Source organism: Runella sp. R5_40 (assembly GCF_057652295.1).
On record NZ_JBYFCH010000001.1, the window covers coordinates 1,058,463 to 1,075,612 of the forward strand.

The following is a 17,150-nucleotide window of genomic DNA, read 5'->3' on the forward strand; positions in this document are numbered from 1 at the left end:
CAAATTAAAACAAATAAAAATGTCCATAAACGGACAAATTCAGTTCGTTTATGGACAGGGTTGTAGAGACGTTGCATGCACCGTCTCTACAAGGACGTCGATTTATTCCGATTTCAATGATTTTACAGGATTCATTAAGGCCGCTTTGATCGACTGTGTACTTACTGTTACCAACGCAATACCAACAGCCGTAAGCCCAGCTACCACAAACACCCACCATTCTATCTCAATTCGGTACGCAAAATCATTGAGCCAGTAAGTCATCGCATACCATGCCAAGGGCGAAGCAATAAGGATGGCGACCAAGACTAATTTCAGAAAATCGGCAGATAAAAGTGTTGTAATACTAACGGTGGATGCGCCAAGCACTTTGCGGATTCCAATTTCTTTGGTACGCTGTGCAGTGACGTAGGCCGACAAGCCCAATAAACCTAAACAAGCCAGCAAAACGGCCAAGGCAGAAAAATACGTAAACACCTGATTGATACGATTTTCGTTGGCGTACATTTGGTTGTATTCGTCATTTAAAAACGTGTAGGTAAACGGACGATGTGGCGCAAACGTTTTCCATTTGTTTTCCAAAAACGTCAATGTTTGTGGCAGATTATTTCCCGTCAACTTTACCAATAAGACATTCCCCCAAGTGACTGGAAAAATCACCAACGGGCCAATCGGTTGTTTCATTGAGGCAAAATGGAAATCCCGAACAATGCCTTTGACTTCGCCAGTTCGGCCTCCCACACGTACTTTTTTACCAATTGCTTCGGCAGGCTTCCAGCCCAATTGCTTTATCATCGTCTCGTTCAGCAAAAAGCGGTAATCGGCTTGGCTTTCGTCTTTGCCTTTGAGCCGTTCTAGGTCTTCTGATGACAAATCATTTCCTGCAACCAACTCCAAATTGAGCGTTTCGGCCATGTCTTCATCACAGGGAAATGCGGTAATCATTTTTTGCACAGGCGTCGCCGTTCCCACCGTTTCAAGCCCATCGCCCCACTTAATAAACGTGGGAGTTTCGTAGGCCAGCGAAATACTTTTTACATTCGGATTTTGCCGCAGTTCGTTCTTCAAGGCAGGCAAATTTTTGTTAGTTCGCTCGTCGGTTGTGAGCGCAATTACGTGTTGTTTGTCGTACCCCAGCTTTGTGTTTTGAATAAAATGCAGTTGATTCTTAACCACCAACGTTCCAATCACCAAAAACACCGAAATCATAAACTGCAACACAATCAACGACTTACGCAGAGCCAAACCCGACGCCGTATTCTTAAATGCGCCTTTTAGCACTTTAATAGGTTGAAAATACGACAACGCCACCGATGGGTAACTCCCCGCAATGCAACTGACAACCAACCACGCCCCTACCAACGCCCCTATTCCTGCGGGTTGAAGTAGTAGTTGCAAAGTCAGTTCGCGTTCGGACAGGGTATTAAATACAGGCAATAACACCACTGTCAGCACGATACTGAGCAGCAAAGCCACCAGCGTCACCACCATTGATTCGCCCAAAAATTGCCAAAACAATTGCCCACGTACTGCTCCCATCACTTTCCGAACCCCCACTTCTTTGGCACGCTCCGTCGCGCGGGCCGTTGTAAGATTCATGTAGTTGGTGGTCGCAATAATCAAAATGAGCAACGCAATCGCCGAGAAAATATAAATGTAGCGAATATCGCCCGAAGCAATAATGCCGCCTTCCGCCTCCGACCGAAGGTGGACGTCCGTCAAGGGTTCCAACAAATACGTGACAAAGTTTTTTCCCGTCATTTCAGTTTCTGCCGACTGCTTACGCATATAGACCGGCAATTTGGCCTGAAGCTGTGCCGCCGAAGTAGCAGGTTTCAACAAGAAATAGGTAACATAGTTGGCATTCCACCACGTCTCGGTTTTGGCGGCTGAGAGCGACATAAACGACGCAATAAAATCAAACTGAAGCTGCGAATTGGAGGGCGCATTGGCCGCAACGCCCGTTACGGTATAATCCACGCGATCTTCTAACCGCAAGATTTGGCCGATGGGGTTTTCATTCCCAAAATACTTGCGCGCCATCGCTTCCGTCACCACCACTTTGTTGGTACCGTTCAGAGCCGTTGCCGCGTCACCTTTCAACAACGAAAACGAGAATACCTCAAAAAACGTAGAATCGGCCCACAAAAAGCGGGATTCATTAAACTGTTGTTCTCCTTTTTTTATGACCACTTTCTGCTGAGAAAAGGCGGGGTCAGCTACGCGTACAAACTGTTCTATTTCGGCAAAATCACGTTTCAACGCAGGCCCTACTTTCGTTCCCGTCATGACCGTTTTATTGGCCGTTCCTTCAATGCTATAGTGCATTATCGTACGAACAATTTGCTGCTTTTTTTGGTGGAATTGGTCAAAACTCAACTCGTGCTGAATGTACAACACAATCAACATGCAAGCCGTCAAGCCCGCCGCCAAACCAAAAACATTGATAAGTGTAAACGACTTGTGTTTCCAGAGGTTTCTCAGGGTTGTTTTTAGGTAATTCTGAAACATAGCTATTCGGATTTTAACGATTTCACAGGGTTTACTAAAGCGGCTTTGACCGATTGAAAACTAATGGTGACCAACGCAATGACAATGGCAATCAGGCTTACCCACACAAACGTCCACCCACTGATGGTGATGTGATAGGCAAATGACTCCAACCACCGATTCAAGGCATAGTAGGCCAACGGCGAGGCAATCACAATGGCCAGGGCCACCAATTTTAAAAAGTCTTTGGACAAAAGCGTTAAAATACCCGCTACCGACGCACCCAACACTTTTCGGATGCCAATTTCTTTGGTGCGTAGTTCGGTCGAAAAAGTGACCAAACTAAACAACCCCAAGCACGACACAAAAATCGTAAGGAACGCAAAGGCATTGAACAACGTCATCGTAAGGCGGTCTTTTTGGTATTCTTTTTCGAGGGTGCTGTCCAAAAATGAATACTCAAATGGCTCAAAAGGATAGTGTTTTTGCCAAACGGCGCGGAGTAAAGGCAGTTGTTCGGGGCTGGTTTTGAGCATCAGTGTATTGGGTGGATTAACGTTCCAAACCATCGCCATGGGCTCTACCAAATTGTGCAACGATTTAAAATGGAAGTTTTTGACTACCCCAATCACCGTTCCTTTTTTATTCACGCCTTCTATTGGTTGCCCAATCGGCTGTTTCCAACCGCTCATTTTTACAAAAGCCTCGTTGACAATAAAACCGCTTCGTTTGTCCGACGGATGGGCAGACGAAAAATTGCGGCCTTGGGCTAATTTAAGTTCAAGCGTAGGGAGATAATGGTCATCAACAAAAAAGAACAGGGTCATCACCTCTCTTGCTTTGCCATTGACAGTAAAATCGGTCGAAGCCAACGACGCAGGTTCAAACCCCGACCCCGCCGTAATGTCAGAAATAGCGGGATATTTTTTCAAACTAGCCGCCAGCGCGTATCCTTTCATCTGAGCCAACGAATCGGCGGGAAGTTGTATCGTCAGTACCTTATTTTTGTTAAAACCCAACGAATGGTTTTGCAGAAAATCCATTTGTTTGTACATCACCAACACGCCCGCAATCATCCCAACGGCCAGCATAAACTGAAAAACGGTGATTGTTTGTCGCAGTTGAAAACCGCCGCTCGCTTGATGCACTCCTCCGCGCAATGCCTCGGCAGGGCGAAAAGCCGAAAGCACAAAAGCAGGATACAACCCTCCGAGTAAGGTAGTGATAAGCAGCCCAACGGCCGCCCATACGCCCAGTTCAATACCCGTCATTTGAAATTGAGTTTGGAGTAAATCATTCATCAAAGGAATAACAAGCTGCAAAATCACAAGGCCAATCACGACCGAGAAGCTACTAATCAGCAGTGATTCAAACAAAAACTGCCAAATCAACTGAGAACGCAGCGCTCCGTTGGCTTTCCTGACGCCCACTTCTTTGGCGCGTTCGGTCGCTCGGGCCGTCAGAAGACTGATGTAATTGAGTAAGGCAATCACCAAGACAAACACGGCCAAAAAAGAGAATAAGTACCCGTATTGTTTGTTGCCTTTGGGCGTGTCTTCCAACTTGCCTTGGCTGTAATGGACATCGGTCAGCGCCTCCGCTCGAAGCTCCAGCGAATAGTCTTCCGAATCCATTTTTGTCAATTCGGGCTGGATATAACGCCGACTGATGGCGGCCATTTTTTTCTCAAAAGCGGCGTTATCGGGCTTTCCACGGAATAAGACAAACGTGTAAGCAGAAAGGTCCTCAATCCAAGAGTTTCCCTTGTCAAAATCATGAGAAAGAAGCGCGCGGATTTTTAAATCGGTATTGGTCGGTAACTCCGCCATCACGCCCGTAATCTGATAAGGCTGCTTGTTGATTTGTACGGTTTTTCCCAACACATCAGTAGTACCAAAGTATTTTTTGGCCAATGTCTCCGTAAGTACAACGGTCTGAGGTTGGGTCAGGGCTTGACGGGCATCTCCTGCTACCAGCGGAAAGGTAAACACGTCAAAAACCGAGGCATCGGCATAATATACGTCTGACTCGTTGTATAATTTAGTGCCTTGGCTAAACGTAGCCGCCATCGACTGAAACCGAACGGCTTTTTCTACTTCAGGATAATTTCGATTCAAAAAAGGAGCCAAGATATTGGGCGTATTGGCCAACTCCATCGGGGCTTCGGGGGTCTTTAAATGAGACGTAACCCGCAAAATCCGCTGGGCTTTTTGGTGAAAAACGTCGTAGCTCAACTCATGCCGAACATACATTGCCATCAAAGCACAGGCAGCTAGTCCTATCGACAGCCCAACGATGTTAATGCTTCCGTACAGTGCATGACGTCTGAGGTTACGAAGGGCAATTTTGAAGAAATTGAAAATCATACGTTTGAGAAAGTAGAAAAGGTGGCCAATAAAAAATGCAGAAAAGTGCCGCAACGACGACACTTTTCTGCTCTATTTTCTTTACTGTACTTATAAATGAATGAAAGGCTGTATGAATGTTGTTATTTGTTCTTCCAAAGCTATGCCAGCCCACTAACTCACTAAATAACAATCAATTACAACTCCATAAAAACAAAAAAGTGTCCGAATGTGGACACTTTTCGTACGCGAGTGGACAACTACTTAGTCTTTTTTACCGCATTCGCCTTTGGTGAAATTGGTAATACCAACAGTACCCGCTATACAGGCATTGCCGTAGGTTTTACCGTTGCACCCACAAACGGGGTCGTACTGCATTGTGCAAACCATGCCATTATTGGGCTTTTCTACACACTCACTTGCTATTTCTTCTTTTTGGCAGCCTACCAATCCTGCAAGTACCAGCGCCACAAATATTGATTTTTTCATCGCTATGACTGTTTATTTGAAGTGATGACGCCTTTCAGCACAAAAAGGTTGGAACAACTCTTCACTATTCTGTTCGGAGGGATTCGACGGGATTGACCAATGCCGCTCTGGTAGCGTAGTACGCGATTGCCCCAATGGCCACCACCAATACAATGCCAAAGAATAGGCCCATCAAACCAATATTTAGCCCCGCATAGAAGGTGAACATCTTATTCATAAACATATTTTCGACTAACCCAATCGGCAAGGCGACCACCGCCGCGATGAACAACAGTTTCAAAAAGCTCCACGACAAAATCCGAACGATTTCCCACACACTGGCGCCCATCACTTTACGAACGCCAATCTCTTTGTAGCGTTTTTCGGTGCTGTAAGTCACCATACCCAACAAGCCTAGCAACGCAATCACAAAGATAATGACCGATGCCAAGCCCATCATTTTCATGTCTTCGGCGGGATAATAGCGGTCATACAGTTCTTTTTCGTACCACGAATACCCCAATTCTTTGTAAGGGCTGTATTTTTTCCAAAGGGCTTTCATGTCGGCCAAAAACGCCTCTTGATTGGCTTGTGGGTTTATTTTTATCGACACCATCGAAAACTGCGCAGGATTGTAATGAAACACCAACGACTCTTTCTGGTATTGGTAATGAAAATGGCAAAAATCTTTGACCACCCCCACCACTTGCAAGGGAGTTGCGCCATTGAGAAACACCTGTTGTCCAATGGCTTCGCGCGGCGTACCGAGCCGCAAACGCCGCACACCCGTTTCGTTGAGCAGCACAAAATTCCCCGCTGAATCGTTTAAGGCCACGGGCAAATTTTGTCCCGCTACCAGCGTTAGCTTCATGTTTTCAATGAAATTTCTGTCCACCGAGTAATAATAGGTCGGCACATTTGCCTCTTTTTCGTGTACCTTGATGACTTGCTGCGACGGTACACTTCCAAAAGGCATCGACACAAGACCTACTTTTTCCACGTCTTTGTGTTTGCTGATTTCGTCCTTCAACAATCGGTAGTTCTGATCGGCCAACGATAGGTTAAAAATTCCTTTGCGGTTGAAGTTGTCGTTTTCAGTCGCCATGTAGCTAAACTGATTGTACAAATGACCAATCATAAACATAAAGCCCAACGTTGCCACAAACTGAACGACAATCAGGCTTTTTCGGAAGTTTATTTTTCCAAACGAAACAGGACCTAAAACACCTTTCAACACCAAAGCGGGCTGGAATTTTGACAAAATTAGGGCAGGTAATACCCCTGCAACTACTCCCACCAGCAACGTAAAAGCCACAAAAACTCCGCCAATCAGCGTACTGTTTTCGACCTCCCAGGTCAGCCATTGTACGTATATGTATTGTTTCATCAAATACAGTAACACCAGCCCGACGCCAAAGGCAAAAAAGGCAATGATGACGGCCTCGCAAATAAACTGAAACACCAACTGCAACCGAATCGCGCCCATTACTTTACGGACTCCCACTTCTTTGGAACGGCTCAACGACCGCGCCAACGTCAGGTTGGTGTAATTGAACCCTGCCAGCAACAAAATCATCAACGGAATCCCAAAATTGAAGTAAATGTCCTGCATCGAATCCACGTAGGGGTTGTAGCGCAACTCTTCGACGCTTGGCGATATATCGGCCAATGCTTGTTTACGAAATACATTGCTTTTTTTGGCCGCCACAAGGTTAACGTTGGTCTTTTTGGCCACCGCCCCCAGTGCCGACTCCAAAGCGTTGGGCGCGGTATTGGGCTGGAGCCGCACAAACGTATGGGTTTCGTAGGTGCCCCACGAAGCGGTTTGTTTGGCGTCGGGGCGTTTTTTATCAAAAGTCGCCATCGACACCATGACATCACTCCGAAACTGAGTTTGTTTTTTGAAGGGTTTTAATACCCCCGTCACCGTCATGGCACCGTAGGTAGCGTGCATCAATGTTTGCCCGATGGGATTGGCCTTGTCAAAAAACTTTTTAGCAGCCTCTGCGCTCAATATCAAGGTATTGGGAGCAACGGGCACACTTCCTTTGGCCAGCGTAAAACCAAATACCTCAAAGAAAGTAGGCTCAACGTACAACGTATTGACCCGCAGCGATTTAAAAGGCGTGTTGAGTTCCCAACCAAAATCGCGCACCACTTTGGTCGCTTTTTCGATGTGGGTGTAGTTGTTTTTTAATTCGTCCGACAACAAGTAAGGCGATGACGCATACTTCGTAACGGTTCCGTCTCGGGTGACTTCGTTGGTTAAGATTCGGTAAATGCGGTCGGAATGAGGGTGAAAATTATCAAACTCAAACGTGCTTTGGAGGTGCATCAAGGCTAACAAGGCAAACGGAATGGCAAGCCCCAAGCCCATGATGTTGATAAACGAAAAAAGTTTGTTTTTCCAGAGATTCCGAAAAGCTATTTTGAGGTAATTCTGTAGCATAGGTATGTCCTTAAACTATTATAAAAACCATATTCAAGTCGCGGTTGTGAGCAACCGCTTGCACGGTGGGAGCGGTTGCTCACAACCGCGATAAATTCGCTGTCCATAACCAAATATCAACGAATAGCCCCCATTGGGGGTTAGGGGCTATTCTGCTTTTAGTGATTTTACGGGATTCGTTAAAGCCGTTTTAAACGACTGATATCCTACGGTCAAAAGCGCAATCAATAAGGCCGCTGCACCCGTTGCCACAAACATTCCCCAGCCAATCTCAATCCGATACGCAAAATCGGCTAGCCATTTGTCTATCAAATAATACCCAATGGGCGAGGCAATCAAAAGCGCAATCAACACAAGTTTCAAAAAATCTTTGGATAAAAGGGCCGTTACCGAAAAAACCGAAGCACCCAACACTTTCCGAATACCGATTTCTTTGGTGCGCTGCTCTGACATAAATAAGGCCAAAGCAAACAGTCCCAAACAACCAATAAACAACGCCAAACCCGTAAAAACCATGATAATAGAAGCCGTATGTTGTTCGGAACGGTATAAATTGGCAAACGACGCATCCAAGAAATCATACTCAAAAGGCACGTTAGGAATCGCCCGTTTCCACATGTCGGTTGCTTTCTGAATCGTAGCCTTTTCGGTTCCTGGCTGTAGGCGAACGGCGAGGTACGAACCCCATGTTCGGTACGTTTTTGATGATTCGTGGAAAAGCGCCGTCGGGTCTATTACCGTCCGCACCGACCCCAAATGAAAATCTCGCATGACGCCTATCACCTGAAAACGCTGGTTTGCATTGCCTGGGTAGCGCATCCATTTTCCAATGGGATTTTTCCAACCAATGGCTTTCACTGCTGTTTCATTTAAAATCACCGCCGCCGAGTCGGCAGGGCTGTTGGGGCGAAAGTTCCGTCCCGCAATGATTTCTAGTTTTAGGGTAGGCACAAAATGCTCGTCGGTCATAAACGAACTTATGGGTAAGTTTTGGACGACCGCATTGGCTTGTTCGCCCTGTTCGGGTTCGTAAAAATCACCAAAACTTCCCAACGAAGGCAAAAAGGTAGAATGGGTAGCTTCGCTGACTTCGGGAAGCTGTTTGAGTTGTTGACGAAATACCTCCCGCTCCGACGGATTGGCAAAATGCCGCCCGTTTTTGATAATCAGCACATTTTCTTTTTCCATTCCGAGTTTGGAATGTTGAGCAAAATACAACTGACGGTACATGGCCGTCACTCCCAACATGAGCACAATCGCCACCGAAAACTGAAGTACCACCAAGCCGCTCCGCACCAAGCTAAAACCGCCGTGGGTACTACCCGTCGATTTTTTCATGCTATCGGTGGTCTTGAAACGCGAGAGGTACAGCGCAGGGTACAAACCTGCGACCAAACCCGTTATGACGGGCAACGCCACGATGATGCGCATCACCTCCATAGAAAAGAGAGCATCAGGTGTAAAAGCAATTTGGGTCAATTGGTTAAACAAGGGCAACACGCTCCACGTGACTGCCGATGCCAGTAAAAAGGCCACACCACTCAGTAGCGACGATTCAACCAAAAACTGTCCTACCAAACTACCTTTTGAAGACCCCAAGGCTTTACGCACCCCGACTTCTTTGACACGTTTCATAGACCGAGCCGTCGATAGATTGATAAAGTTGACACAGGCCAACAACAATATAATAAGTCCACCAAGGGCAAGCGTCCGAACTTGGTTTCCGTCACCGATTGTAGTGAGGCGACTTGATAGCTGTGGATACCCCAAGTGGAGTTTTGTCAACGGCAACAACCGAACATTGTATCGGTCGCCGCGTTTGATTTGTTCCTCAAAATTTTGTCCTACCCGCTCAAAAGCCGAGGGCGCATGTTTGCGCACCATCGCAGGGAGCTTGGTTTCAAGAGCGGCGATGTTGGTTTCGGTCAACGGTTGACGAAATTTTACCCACGTATCCATCTGTAGCCATATCCAGCTCCACATAAAGTTTTCAACCACCCGAAAATCTTTGACAGGAGCCAAAAAGCCAAAATTTAGCGAAGAGTTTGTGGGTAGGTCTTTGACGACTCCCGTTACTTTAAACAAACGGTCATTGAGCGAAAGTGATTTTCCGACGGCCTGCGTTGTTCCGAAGTATTTTTGAGCCATTTTTTCGGTCAAAACAAGGCTTAACGGCGCATTGAGTGCATTTTTATCGCCTTGCACCATCTGAAATTCAAACAACGACAAAAAGGTAGAATCAACTGCCAACGCATTTGATTCACTAAAAACGGTACTTTCGGTTCCCTCGCTTTGGCGAATCAGGACATCGCCCAGCGCAAACGTCCGTGCCGTCATTTCGACTTCTGGGTATTCGGCCAAACGCATTCCCAACGGCGGTGGCGTGTTGGTAGTGACGCCTTCGGTATCGCCCATTTTCAAGTCCAACGCCGCCGCCGCAATACGGTTGACAGGGGGCAAAAAAGTATCGTATTGTTTTTCGTGAAAATAATAGGTCGCCAAAAGCCAACACGCTACCATGCCAATGGTCAATCCAACGACATTGACCAGCGTGTAAAACGGCTGACGAATGGCGTTTCTAAAAGCCAGCTTTAAATAGTTGAGAATCATTTTGGGAGAACGATTTAGTACATTATCAAGTAAATCACTTCAATTATCTCACCCGCAGATGCCGCAGACGAATACAAACGCAGATTTTCGCCGAAAAAGGACTTAATGAAGAAATTCATCTGCGCTTATCTGCGGCTCTAAATCTGCGCCAATCTGCGGGTAAAACTTTACACAACCTTCAGTGCTTAGCTACTTAGCTAGCACACTTATTCTGTCTTTAAACTCTTGACAGGATTAGAAAGCGCGGCCCCGATGGCTTGAATACTCACCGTCGCAAAGGCGATACCTACCGCAATGAGCCCCGTGACGACGAAAATCCACCAATAAATTGGGGTTCTATACGCAAAATCAGCAAGCCAAGCATCCATGGCCCACCACGCCAACGGCGACGCAATGACGATGGCAATGGCTACCATTTTGAGGAAATCAATCGACAATAGGAGCGTAATGCTACCCACCGATGCTCCCAACACTTTACGAATCCCCACTTCTTTGGTACGTTGTGAAATCACCATGATGGCAATGGCAAATAAGCCCATGCACGAAAGCAAAATCGCCAACGTAGCGGCACTAAAAAACATTTGTGCCATGCGAGATTCGCTTTTGTATTGGTTTTCAGCATTTTCATCCAAAAACGACCCTTGGAATTCCGATTTAGGCGCGAGTTCGTGGTAGGTTTTCTTCAACAAAGCGATGGTTTCTTCCGTATGATCAGGGGCAATTTTTACAAACAAATAATTCAACCCAAAACCATCCATAAAAAAAGTAACGGGTTCAATTTCGCGGTGAAGTGACTCAAAATGAAAGTCTTTAACCACTCCTATGACTTTTTCCTTACTCTCCGTATTGAGGATAACGCCCAGTGGATTTTTGACGCCCAATTGTTTGGCCATCGTTTCGTTGATAACCACCGAATTGACGGTATCGGTAGGGTACGCTTGCGAGAAGTCTCGGCCGTCTATCAGTTTCAGGCCCAACGTTTTCACGTAGTCGTAGTCGGCAGTACGCATATTGGTCTGAATAGTACGGCCATTTTGTTCAAACCCTAACATTGATTTAGAAAAAGACCCATCTAGCCCGCGTCCCAAATTGACATCACAGCCCGTCATGCTGTAAATGCGCGGCTGACCTGCCAAACGGTTCCGAAAATGCTGCAACAAGCGCTTGCCCGACACCTCGTTACCAATCGGAATGCTATATACTTCGGACGTGCTGAAACCGAGCGGTTTATCGCGTAAAAATTTTATTTGAGTCCACACAATCATCGTACACGCAATGAGCAACACGGCCATGGCAAACTGAAACACAATCAACGAATTACGAATCCCGCCAGAACGACTACTGAGTTTGATTTTCCCCTTTAGTACTTCAATCGTATTGAAACGGGTAACGGCCCACGCAGGATAGCCACCCGCAATGAGGGTAATGAAGGCAAAGCAACTCAACATGGCTACCAGCAAGATGGGTTCGGTCATGGTTTTAAGTGTGATGCTGGTTTTAAAAATCGCGTTGTATTGGGTATTCAGCAAATACGCAATCGCGATACCCAACCCAAAGGCAAACACACAAATGATAAATGCTTCACCCCAAAATTGCCCTACAATTTGGGTTTTAAGCGCTCCAAGGGCTTTGCGCATTCCCACTTCTTTGGCCCGTCCAAACGATTTTGCGATGGACAAGTTGACAAAATTGATGGCGGCAATCAGCAAAATCACGATGCCAACAATCAACAGCACATACGGAAAAAACTTGTTGATGGCGCGGCCTCGTCCCCCTACTTTGGTATCAAAATGCGTATCCGACAGCTTCATAATTCGGGTACTCATTACCTCCCCGCGTTCATCTATTTTTGCGCCTTCTTTTTTAAGCTGCTCAATGCTACCTTTGTAATATTTGGCCGTAAAAGCCTTTAATCCTTTCTCAAATGTATCGGGATTGGTTCCTTCTGCCAATTGGATGTACAACGAATTTTGGCTTGCATCCCAGCGGTCTTTGTTGTTGTTATACTCGCCTAGGTTCTCCATCCGCACCAGCATTTCGTTGGCGATACTGGTGTTCTCAGGGCCTTTTTCAAGGATACCACTTACCACAAACGCATGGGGCAGATTGTCATAAATTAAGGTGATGGTTTTTCCCAATGCGGGCTGTTCCCCAAAAATACTTTTGGCCACATCCTCCCGCAATACCACGTTACTCAACTCACTCAATGCCTTCTTGGGGTCTCCTTGGAGCAATTGATACCCAAACATTTTGAGGTAATCTTCATCCGTGAACGCCATCCCTCTGTTAATAAGTTTGTCATCTTTTAACACTTGACCTGGACTTGTCACAATGCGTGTGGCGGCTTTTACCTGTGGGTAATCGGTTTTGAGGGCAGTCCGCATCGGTAGCGGCATGGTATTGCCGTATTTGGTCTCTTCCGCGTTGTTGATTTTGTCATAAACCCGATAAATATCTCCCTTTTTTTCATGAAACATATCGAAGGTGAGCATGTCGTAGGTAGTCAGAAACAACAAACTACTAACGCCAAACGCTACGGACATTCCAATGAGGTTGATGAACAAATAGGTTTTGTTCTTCCACAAGTTTCTAAGGGCAATTTTTAGATAATTTTTAAGCATGGCTTACTGAGATAAGTGTTTTTTTAGGTTATTATTTTTGGAGAAACAACGCGTGTTGTCTTTCTAAATCTTCTTTTTTGACAAAGGTAATAGGCACAAACTCATCCGTAGGAGCCCCTATGTAGTACAGTGACCAATCGTGGTCATACGACGAAAGAATGTGCCGCAGGCAGTCGGCGCGGTCAACGCTAGGCAGGCCACATTCGTCCCAATAAAACAATTCTACGCGGTAATGAAGGGCTTGCTTTTGACCATTGATAGTTACCTCAATTTCAATGTCTTGCTTCCCTAGCTGGGTTGGAATCGGAATTGCGATGTGTGCCATGTCGTTAAGGATTTAGAAGTGAATACAAAAACGGTGAAAGCAGAATCAGTTCTTTTTTCCTGACAAAAGTCACTTGTATCGACTTGTCGGTGGGTAATCCGATGTAATACAGCGACCAATTTTGGTCATACGTTGAAATGATGTGGTTCAAGCAATCGGCACGGTTGGCGGGAGGTACCCCGTATTCATCCCAATAAAACGACTCCACCCGATAGTGCAAAGCCTGCCGTTGCCCATTGATGCTGACCTGTACATCAATGTCTTGTCGTTCAAGGTTCGACGGAATCGGTATAGCGATGTGTGCCATAGGGTAACGGTTTTTTATTCTGATTTTAAACTATTTATTGGGTTTGTCAGGGCAGCTTTCAGTATTTGGAAGCTGACGGTAATTAACGCTATGATAATGGCAGAAGCACCGACACCAGCAAAAATCCACGCACTGATTTCGATGCGATAAGTGTAGCTATCCAGCCATTTTTGCATCAGAAACCAAGCCAATGGAATGGTAATGGCCAAAGCAATAAGTATCAGTTTGATAAAGTCCTTTGAAAGTACAATGACGAGGTTGGGAAGACCAGCTCCCAACACTTTACGGATACCGATTTCTTTGGTTCGCTGCTCAATCACCAGCAAGGCAACCGCAAACAGCCCCAAACAAGATAAGAAAATGGCAATCCCCGCCGCTAGGCTAAAAACCTGCGACATCATTTCTTCATCTTGGTACCAATCGTCAATGTTTTTATCCAAAAATGTGCCCATAAATTCGGCCTGCGGCGCTACTTCTTTCCATACATTTTTCAATTTGTCCATTGAGCTAACCAAGCTTTGGGGCGTGACTCGAACAAAGATATAATGAATGGTTTCGGTGTTAGAAATGTGCATCGTAATCGGCTTACTTTCTGAAGTCAACGAATACAAATGAAAGTCAGGGACAACCCCGATGATTTGGGATTTAGTACTTGTCGTATCGCCATCATCTCCCAACAGCAAACCCACAGGATTCATTTCGCCCATCGCTTTGGCCATACTCTCCGTAATCACCAACCGATTGACCGAATCGCTTGGATAAGCTGGGTCAAAATCCCGTCCTGCTGCTACTTTGATATTCAGCGTTTTGAGGTAATCATAATCCACCAACAACCAGTCGGTGGCTACTTTTCTGCCTTTGTAAGTGAACCCAACCACCGATCTCGAACTGACACGATCTTTACCTTTCCCCAAATTGACGCCTGTACCCGTTACAGAAACGATGGCAGGGTCATTGGCCAATTTATTCCTCATTCGTTGAAGTACCTGCCGACCATTTGTGTAATTGCCAACAGGAATACTGATGACTTGTTCTTTCTGAAAACCGAGCGGCTGTTGACGTAAATAACCGACCTGTTGAAGCGCAATAATGGTGGCACAAGCCAGTAAACAAGACATGGAAAATTGCACGACAAGGAGTGAATTTCGTAAAAGCCCTGGACGTTTTAGGGAAACTTTCCCTTTTAGTACTTCTACAGGATTGAACTTAATCATTTGCCAAGCAGGATAACCTCCCGCAATAAATGTAACCAAAACGAACAGGAACAGCATCACAACCATAAACCCAGGCTGGAATGCGTACTCAAGTTGAATTTTAGCATTAAATTGGGCATTAAACTCAGACAAAAACGAAAAAGCCAGAAGAATACCCACCCCAAACCCTATAAAGCAGATGATGGTTGACTCGCTCCAAATTTGAATAAATAGCTGTTTTTTTAAAGCACCCAACGATTTTCGGACACCCATTTCTTTGGCACGTGTAAACGAACGGGCGATGCTCAAATTGATAAAATTGATGCAGGCAATCAACAAAATAAAGAAACCTATACCCAACAGCACATAAATCAAAGCAATAGGAGTTCCCTTGCCCCCATCAATATCCCGAGCAAAATGAACATTGGCCAAAGGCTGTAACCGAAGCGTAAACAAATCACCACGCTCATCGGGCTTGACACCTTTTTTGACAAGTGTTTCAATCACTCCCGCATAGTATTTTTTTGCAAATGACTTTAACCGATTTTCGAATGAAGCTTGCGTTACTTGTGGGTTTGTTTTGACAAAAACCAAGTGAGAGTTATTCGACCAGTTATCCTTTTCAGATTGGTAATTGGCTAGGTTTTCAACCCTAATCAAAGCATCGTACTGAATCGTCGAATTATAGGGGGCATCACTCAAAATACCCGTAACAATGTATTGTTTCTGATTACCTTCATTCCCAATTTTTAATGATTTTCCAATGGGGTCGTCGTTTCCGAATATGGCCTTGGCGGTGTTTTCGCTAAGTACAATGCTGCTCAATTCTTGAAGGACTGCTTCGCGATTCCCCTTGCGCAAAGGAAATGAGAATACCTTCATAAAATCTGGGTCGGTCAGAGTCACTAATTTATCAAAGTATTTCTCTTGGTATTCAATCAAACTCTTCCTCCCCGATACGATTCTCGCGGCGGCTTCAATCTCAGGATATTCTACTTTTAAAGCGGGCGTCAACGGTATCGGCATTGTACCCGATTTGCGAGCGCTTTCTGGGTCATTGTTGGCAAAATACGTTTGAAAAATTCGGTTGCTATCAGTATGAAAGGCATCAAAAGTTAGCTGTAAATAGGCTATTAAAAACAGAAACAAGCAGATACATACCGCCACCGCAATACCTATTACATTGATAGCGGCATAACCTTTGCTTTTAAGCAGGTTTCGATAAGCGATTTTGAGGTAGTTACGTAACATAGCTGCATTGGGTTTTCATGTCTTAATCTACAGCACGAGGCAATACTTATGCCACATACATATCTATTTAATAATCAGAAAATTACATAAACCCACAAACACAAAAATGTCCGTAAATGGACGATTTTTCGTTCACTTACGGACAGGAGATTCCTTGTTAATTGTATTTATGCAACCATATAAGACATATAAGAGATTATCAGAAAAACTTATATGCCCTTATATGTCTTATATGGTTAAAAAAAACCTACTTCGCTTTGCGGATATAAATATTGCCGTGCATGTTTTTCATCATCACTTCACTGCCACCGCCGTTGACTTTGCCTTGAATCCAATCGTCGATGCTCACTTTGTACATGCCGTCTTTGGTGACTTTGTTCGATTTTGGCTCACTTTTGTCGGCATCAACGTCAAAATCGCTGTAAATCTCGCCACGATCAGATTTGAGTTTTACGTTAAACTTCGCCGAAGGCGGGAACGTCACATCGATGCGACCATTGAGCGACGTAAAAGCCATCGGAGTATCGGAGGTCACGCTTTTGAAATTGGCTTTCACTTCGCCGTTGACCGTCGTCGCTACTGCCGAACCTGACACGTTGGTGAGGGTAATGGCGCCGTTCACGTTGTTTACCTCCAACGTCCCCGTTACATTTTCAACGACAATATCGCCTTGATTGATGGTGCCAACTTGCAACGAAAACTGCTGAGGAACTTTGATAGACAACTCTACGGGGCGCTTCATCAAATTGGAGGTCACTTTTACGTGGTTATTGCGCTCCTCGGCGGTGAGTTCAATCCCCCCACGGCTTGTTAATTTTTTCATACCCGTCGCCAATTCGTCGTTTTTACTTTCAGTTTTCTTGCCAGTGTAGGCGTCAACTGTAGCGTCGATGATGACATCTTTGCCCGAATATCCCGTGATTTTGATGGAACCGCTGATGATTTTTAGCTGCAAACTCCCTGGTTTGCTAGGGTCAGAAAGAGGCACGACCAATTGTTCCTTGATTTCTCCTTGGGCGTAGGTCGGTGTTGCGAGGTTCATGGCTGCAAGCGCAGCAACCGAAAAAATGGTTTTGATGCTGGTTTTCATA

Annotated in this window: 10 protein-coding genes; all 10 read right to left on the bottom strand. The window is 45.4% G+C overall.

Annotation, left to right across the window (positions count from 1 at the left end):
• Nucleotides 1–102 precede the first annotated feature (102 nt).
• The 10 genes from AC23N5_RS04540 to AC23N5_RS04585 all read right to left on the bottom strand — a co-directional run bounded on the left by AC23N5_RS04540 (nucleotide 103) and on the right by AC23N5_RS04585 (nucleotide 17,149).
• Nucleotides 103–2,511 carry an ABC transporter permease gene (locus AC23N5_RS04540; protein WP_487754623.1) on the bottom strand — a complete coding sequence of 803 codons (2,409 nt, stop codon included), beginning with the start codon at nucleotides 2,509–2,511 and terminating at the stop codon, nucleotides 103–105.
• 2 nt (nucleotides 2,512–2,513) lie between these two features.
• Nucleotides 2,514–4,856 carry an ABC transporter permease gene (locus AC23N5_RS04545; protein ID WP_487754624.1) on the bottom strand — a complete coding sequence of 781 codons (2,343 nt, stop codon included), beginning with the start codon at nucleotides 4,854–4,856 and terminating at the stop codon, nucleotides 2,514–2,516.
• A gap of 243 nt (nucleotides 4,857–5,099) precedes the next feature.
• On the bottom strand, nucleotides 5,100–5,324 hold the full coding sequence (locus AC23N5_RS04550) for a Kazal-type serine protease inhibitor family protein (protein WP_183977143.1): 225 nt from the start codon (nucleotides 5,322–5,324) through the stop codon (nucleotides 5,100–5,102).
• Nucleotides 5,325–5,388: 64 nt separating this feature from the next.
• Nucleotides 5,389–7,752 (bottom strand): ABC transporter permease, encoded by a 2,364-nt coding sequence (locus tag AC23N5_RS04555; RefSeq protein ID WP_487754625.1) that lies wholly within the window; start codon nucleotides 7,750–7,752, stop codon nucleotides 5,389–5,391.
• A gap of 147 nt (nucleotides 7,753–7,899) precedes the next feature.
• Nucleotides 7,900–10,362, bottom strand: a complete 2,463-nt coding sequence (locus tag AC23N5_RS04560; protein WP_487754626.1) for an ABC transporter permease — start codon at nucleotides 10,360–10,362, stop codon at nucleotides 7,900–7,902.
• A gap of 206 nt (nucleotides 10,363–10,568) precedes the next feature.
• Complete coding sequence (locus tag AC23N5_RS04565; protein WP_487754627.1) at nucleotides 10,569–12,983, bottom strand: ABC transporter permease; 2,415 nt, start codon at nucleotides 12,981–12,983, stop codon at nucleotides 10,569–10,571.
• 31 nt (nucleotides 12,984–13,014) lie between these two features.
• Nucleotides 13,015–13,308: a hypothetical protein gene (locus AC23N5_RS04570; RefSeq protein WP_028523494.1), complete on the bottom strand. Its 294-nt coding sequence runs from the start codon at nucleotides 13,306–13,308 to the stop codon at nucleotides 13,015–13,017.
• Nucleotides 13,309–13,312: 4 nt separating this feature from the next.
• Nucleotides 13,313–13,615 carry a hypothetical protein gene (locus AC23N5_RS04575; protein WP_028523493.1) on the bottom strand — a complete coding sequence of 101 codons (303 nt, stop codon included), beginning with the start codon at nucleotides 13,613–13,615 and terminating at the stop codon, nucleotides 13,313–13,315.
• A 14-nt stretch (nucleotides 13,616–13,629) separates the two neighbouring features.
• Nucleotides 13,630–16,059: an ABC transporter permease gene (locus AC23N5_RS04580; RefSeq protein ID WP_487754628.1), complete on the bottom strand. Its 2,430-nt coding sequence runs from the start codon at nucleotides 16,057–16,059 to the stop codon at nucleotides 13,630–13,632.
• Between the two features lie 247 nt (nucleotides 16,060–16,306).
• Nucleotides 16,307–17,149 carry a DUF4097 family beta strand repeat-containing protein gene (locus tag AC23N5_RS04585; protein ID WP_487754629.1) on the bottom strand — a complete coding sequence of 281 codons (843 nt, stop codon included), beginning with the start codon at nucleotides 17,147–17,149 and terminating at the stop codon, nucleotides 16,307–16,309.
• Nucleotide 17,150 lies beyond the last annotated feature (1 nt).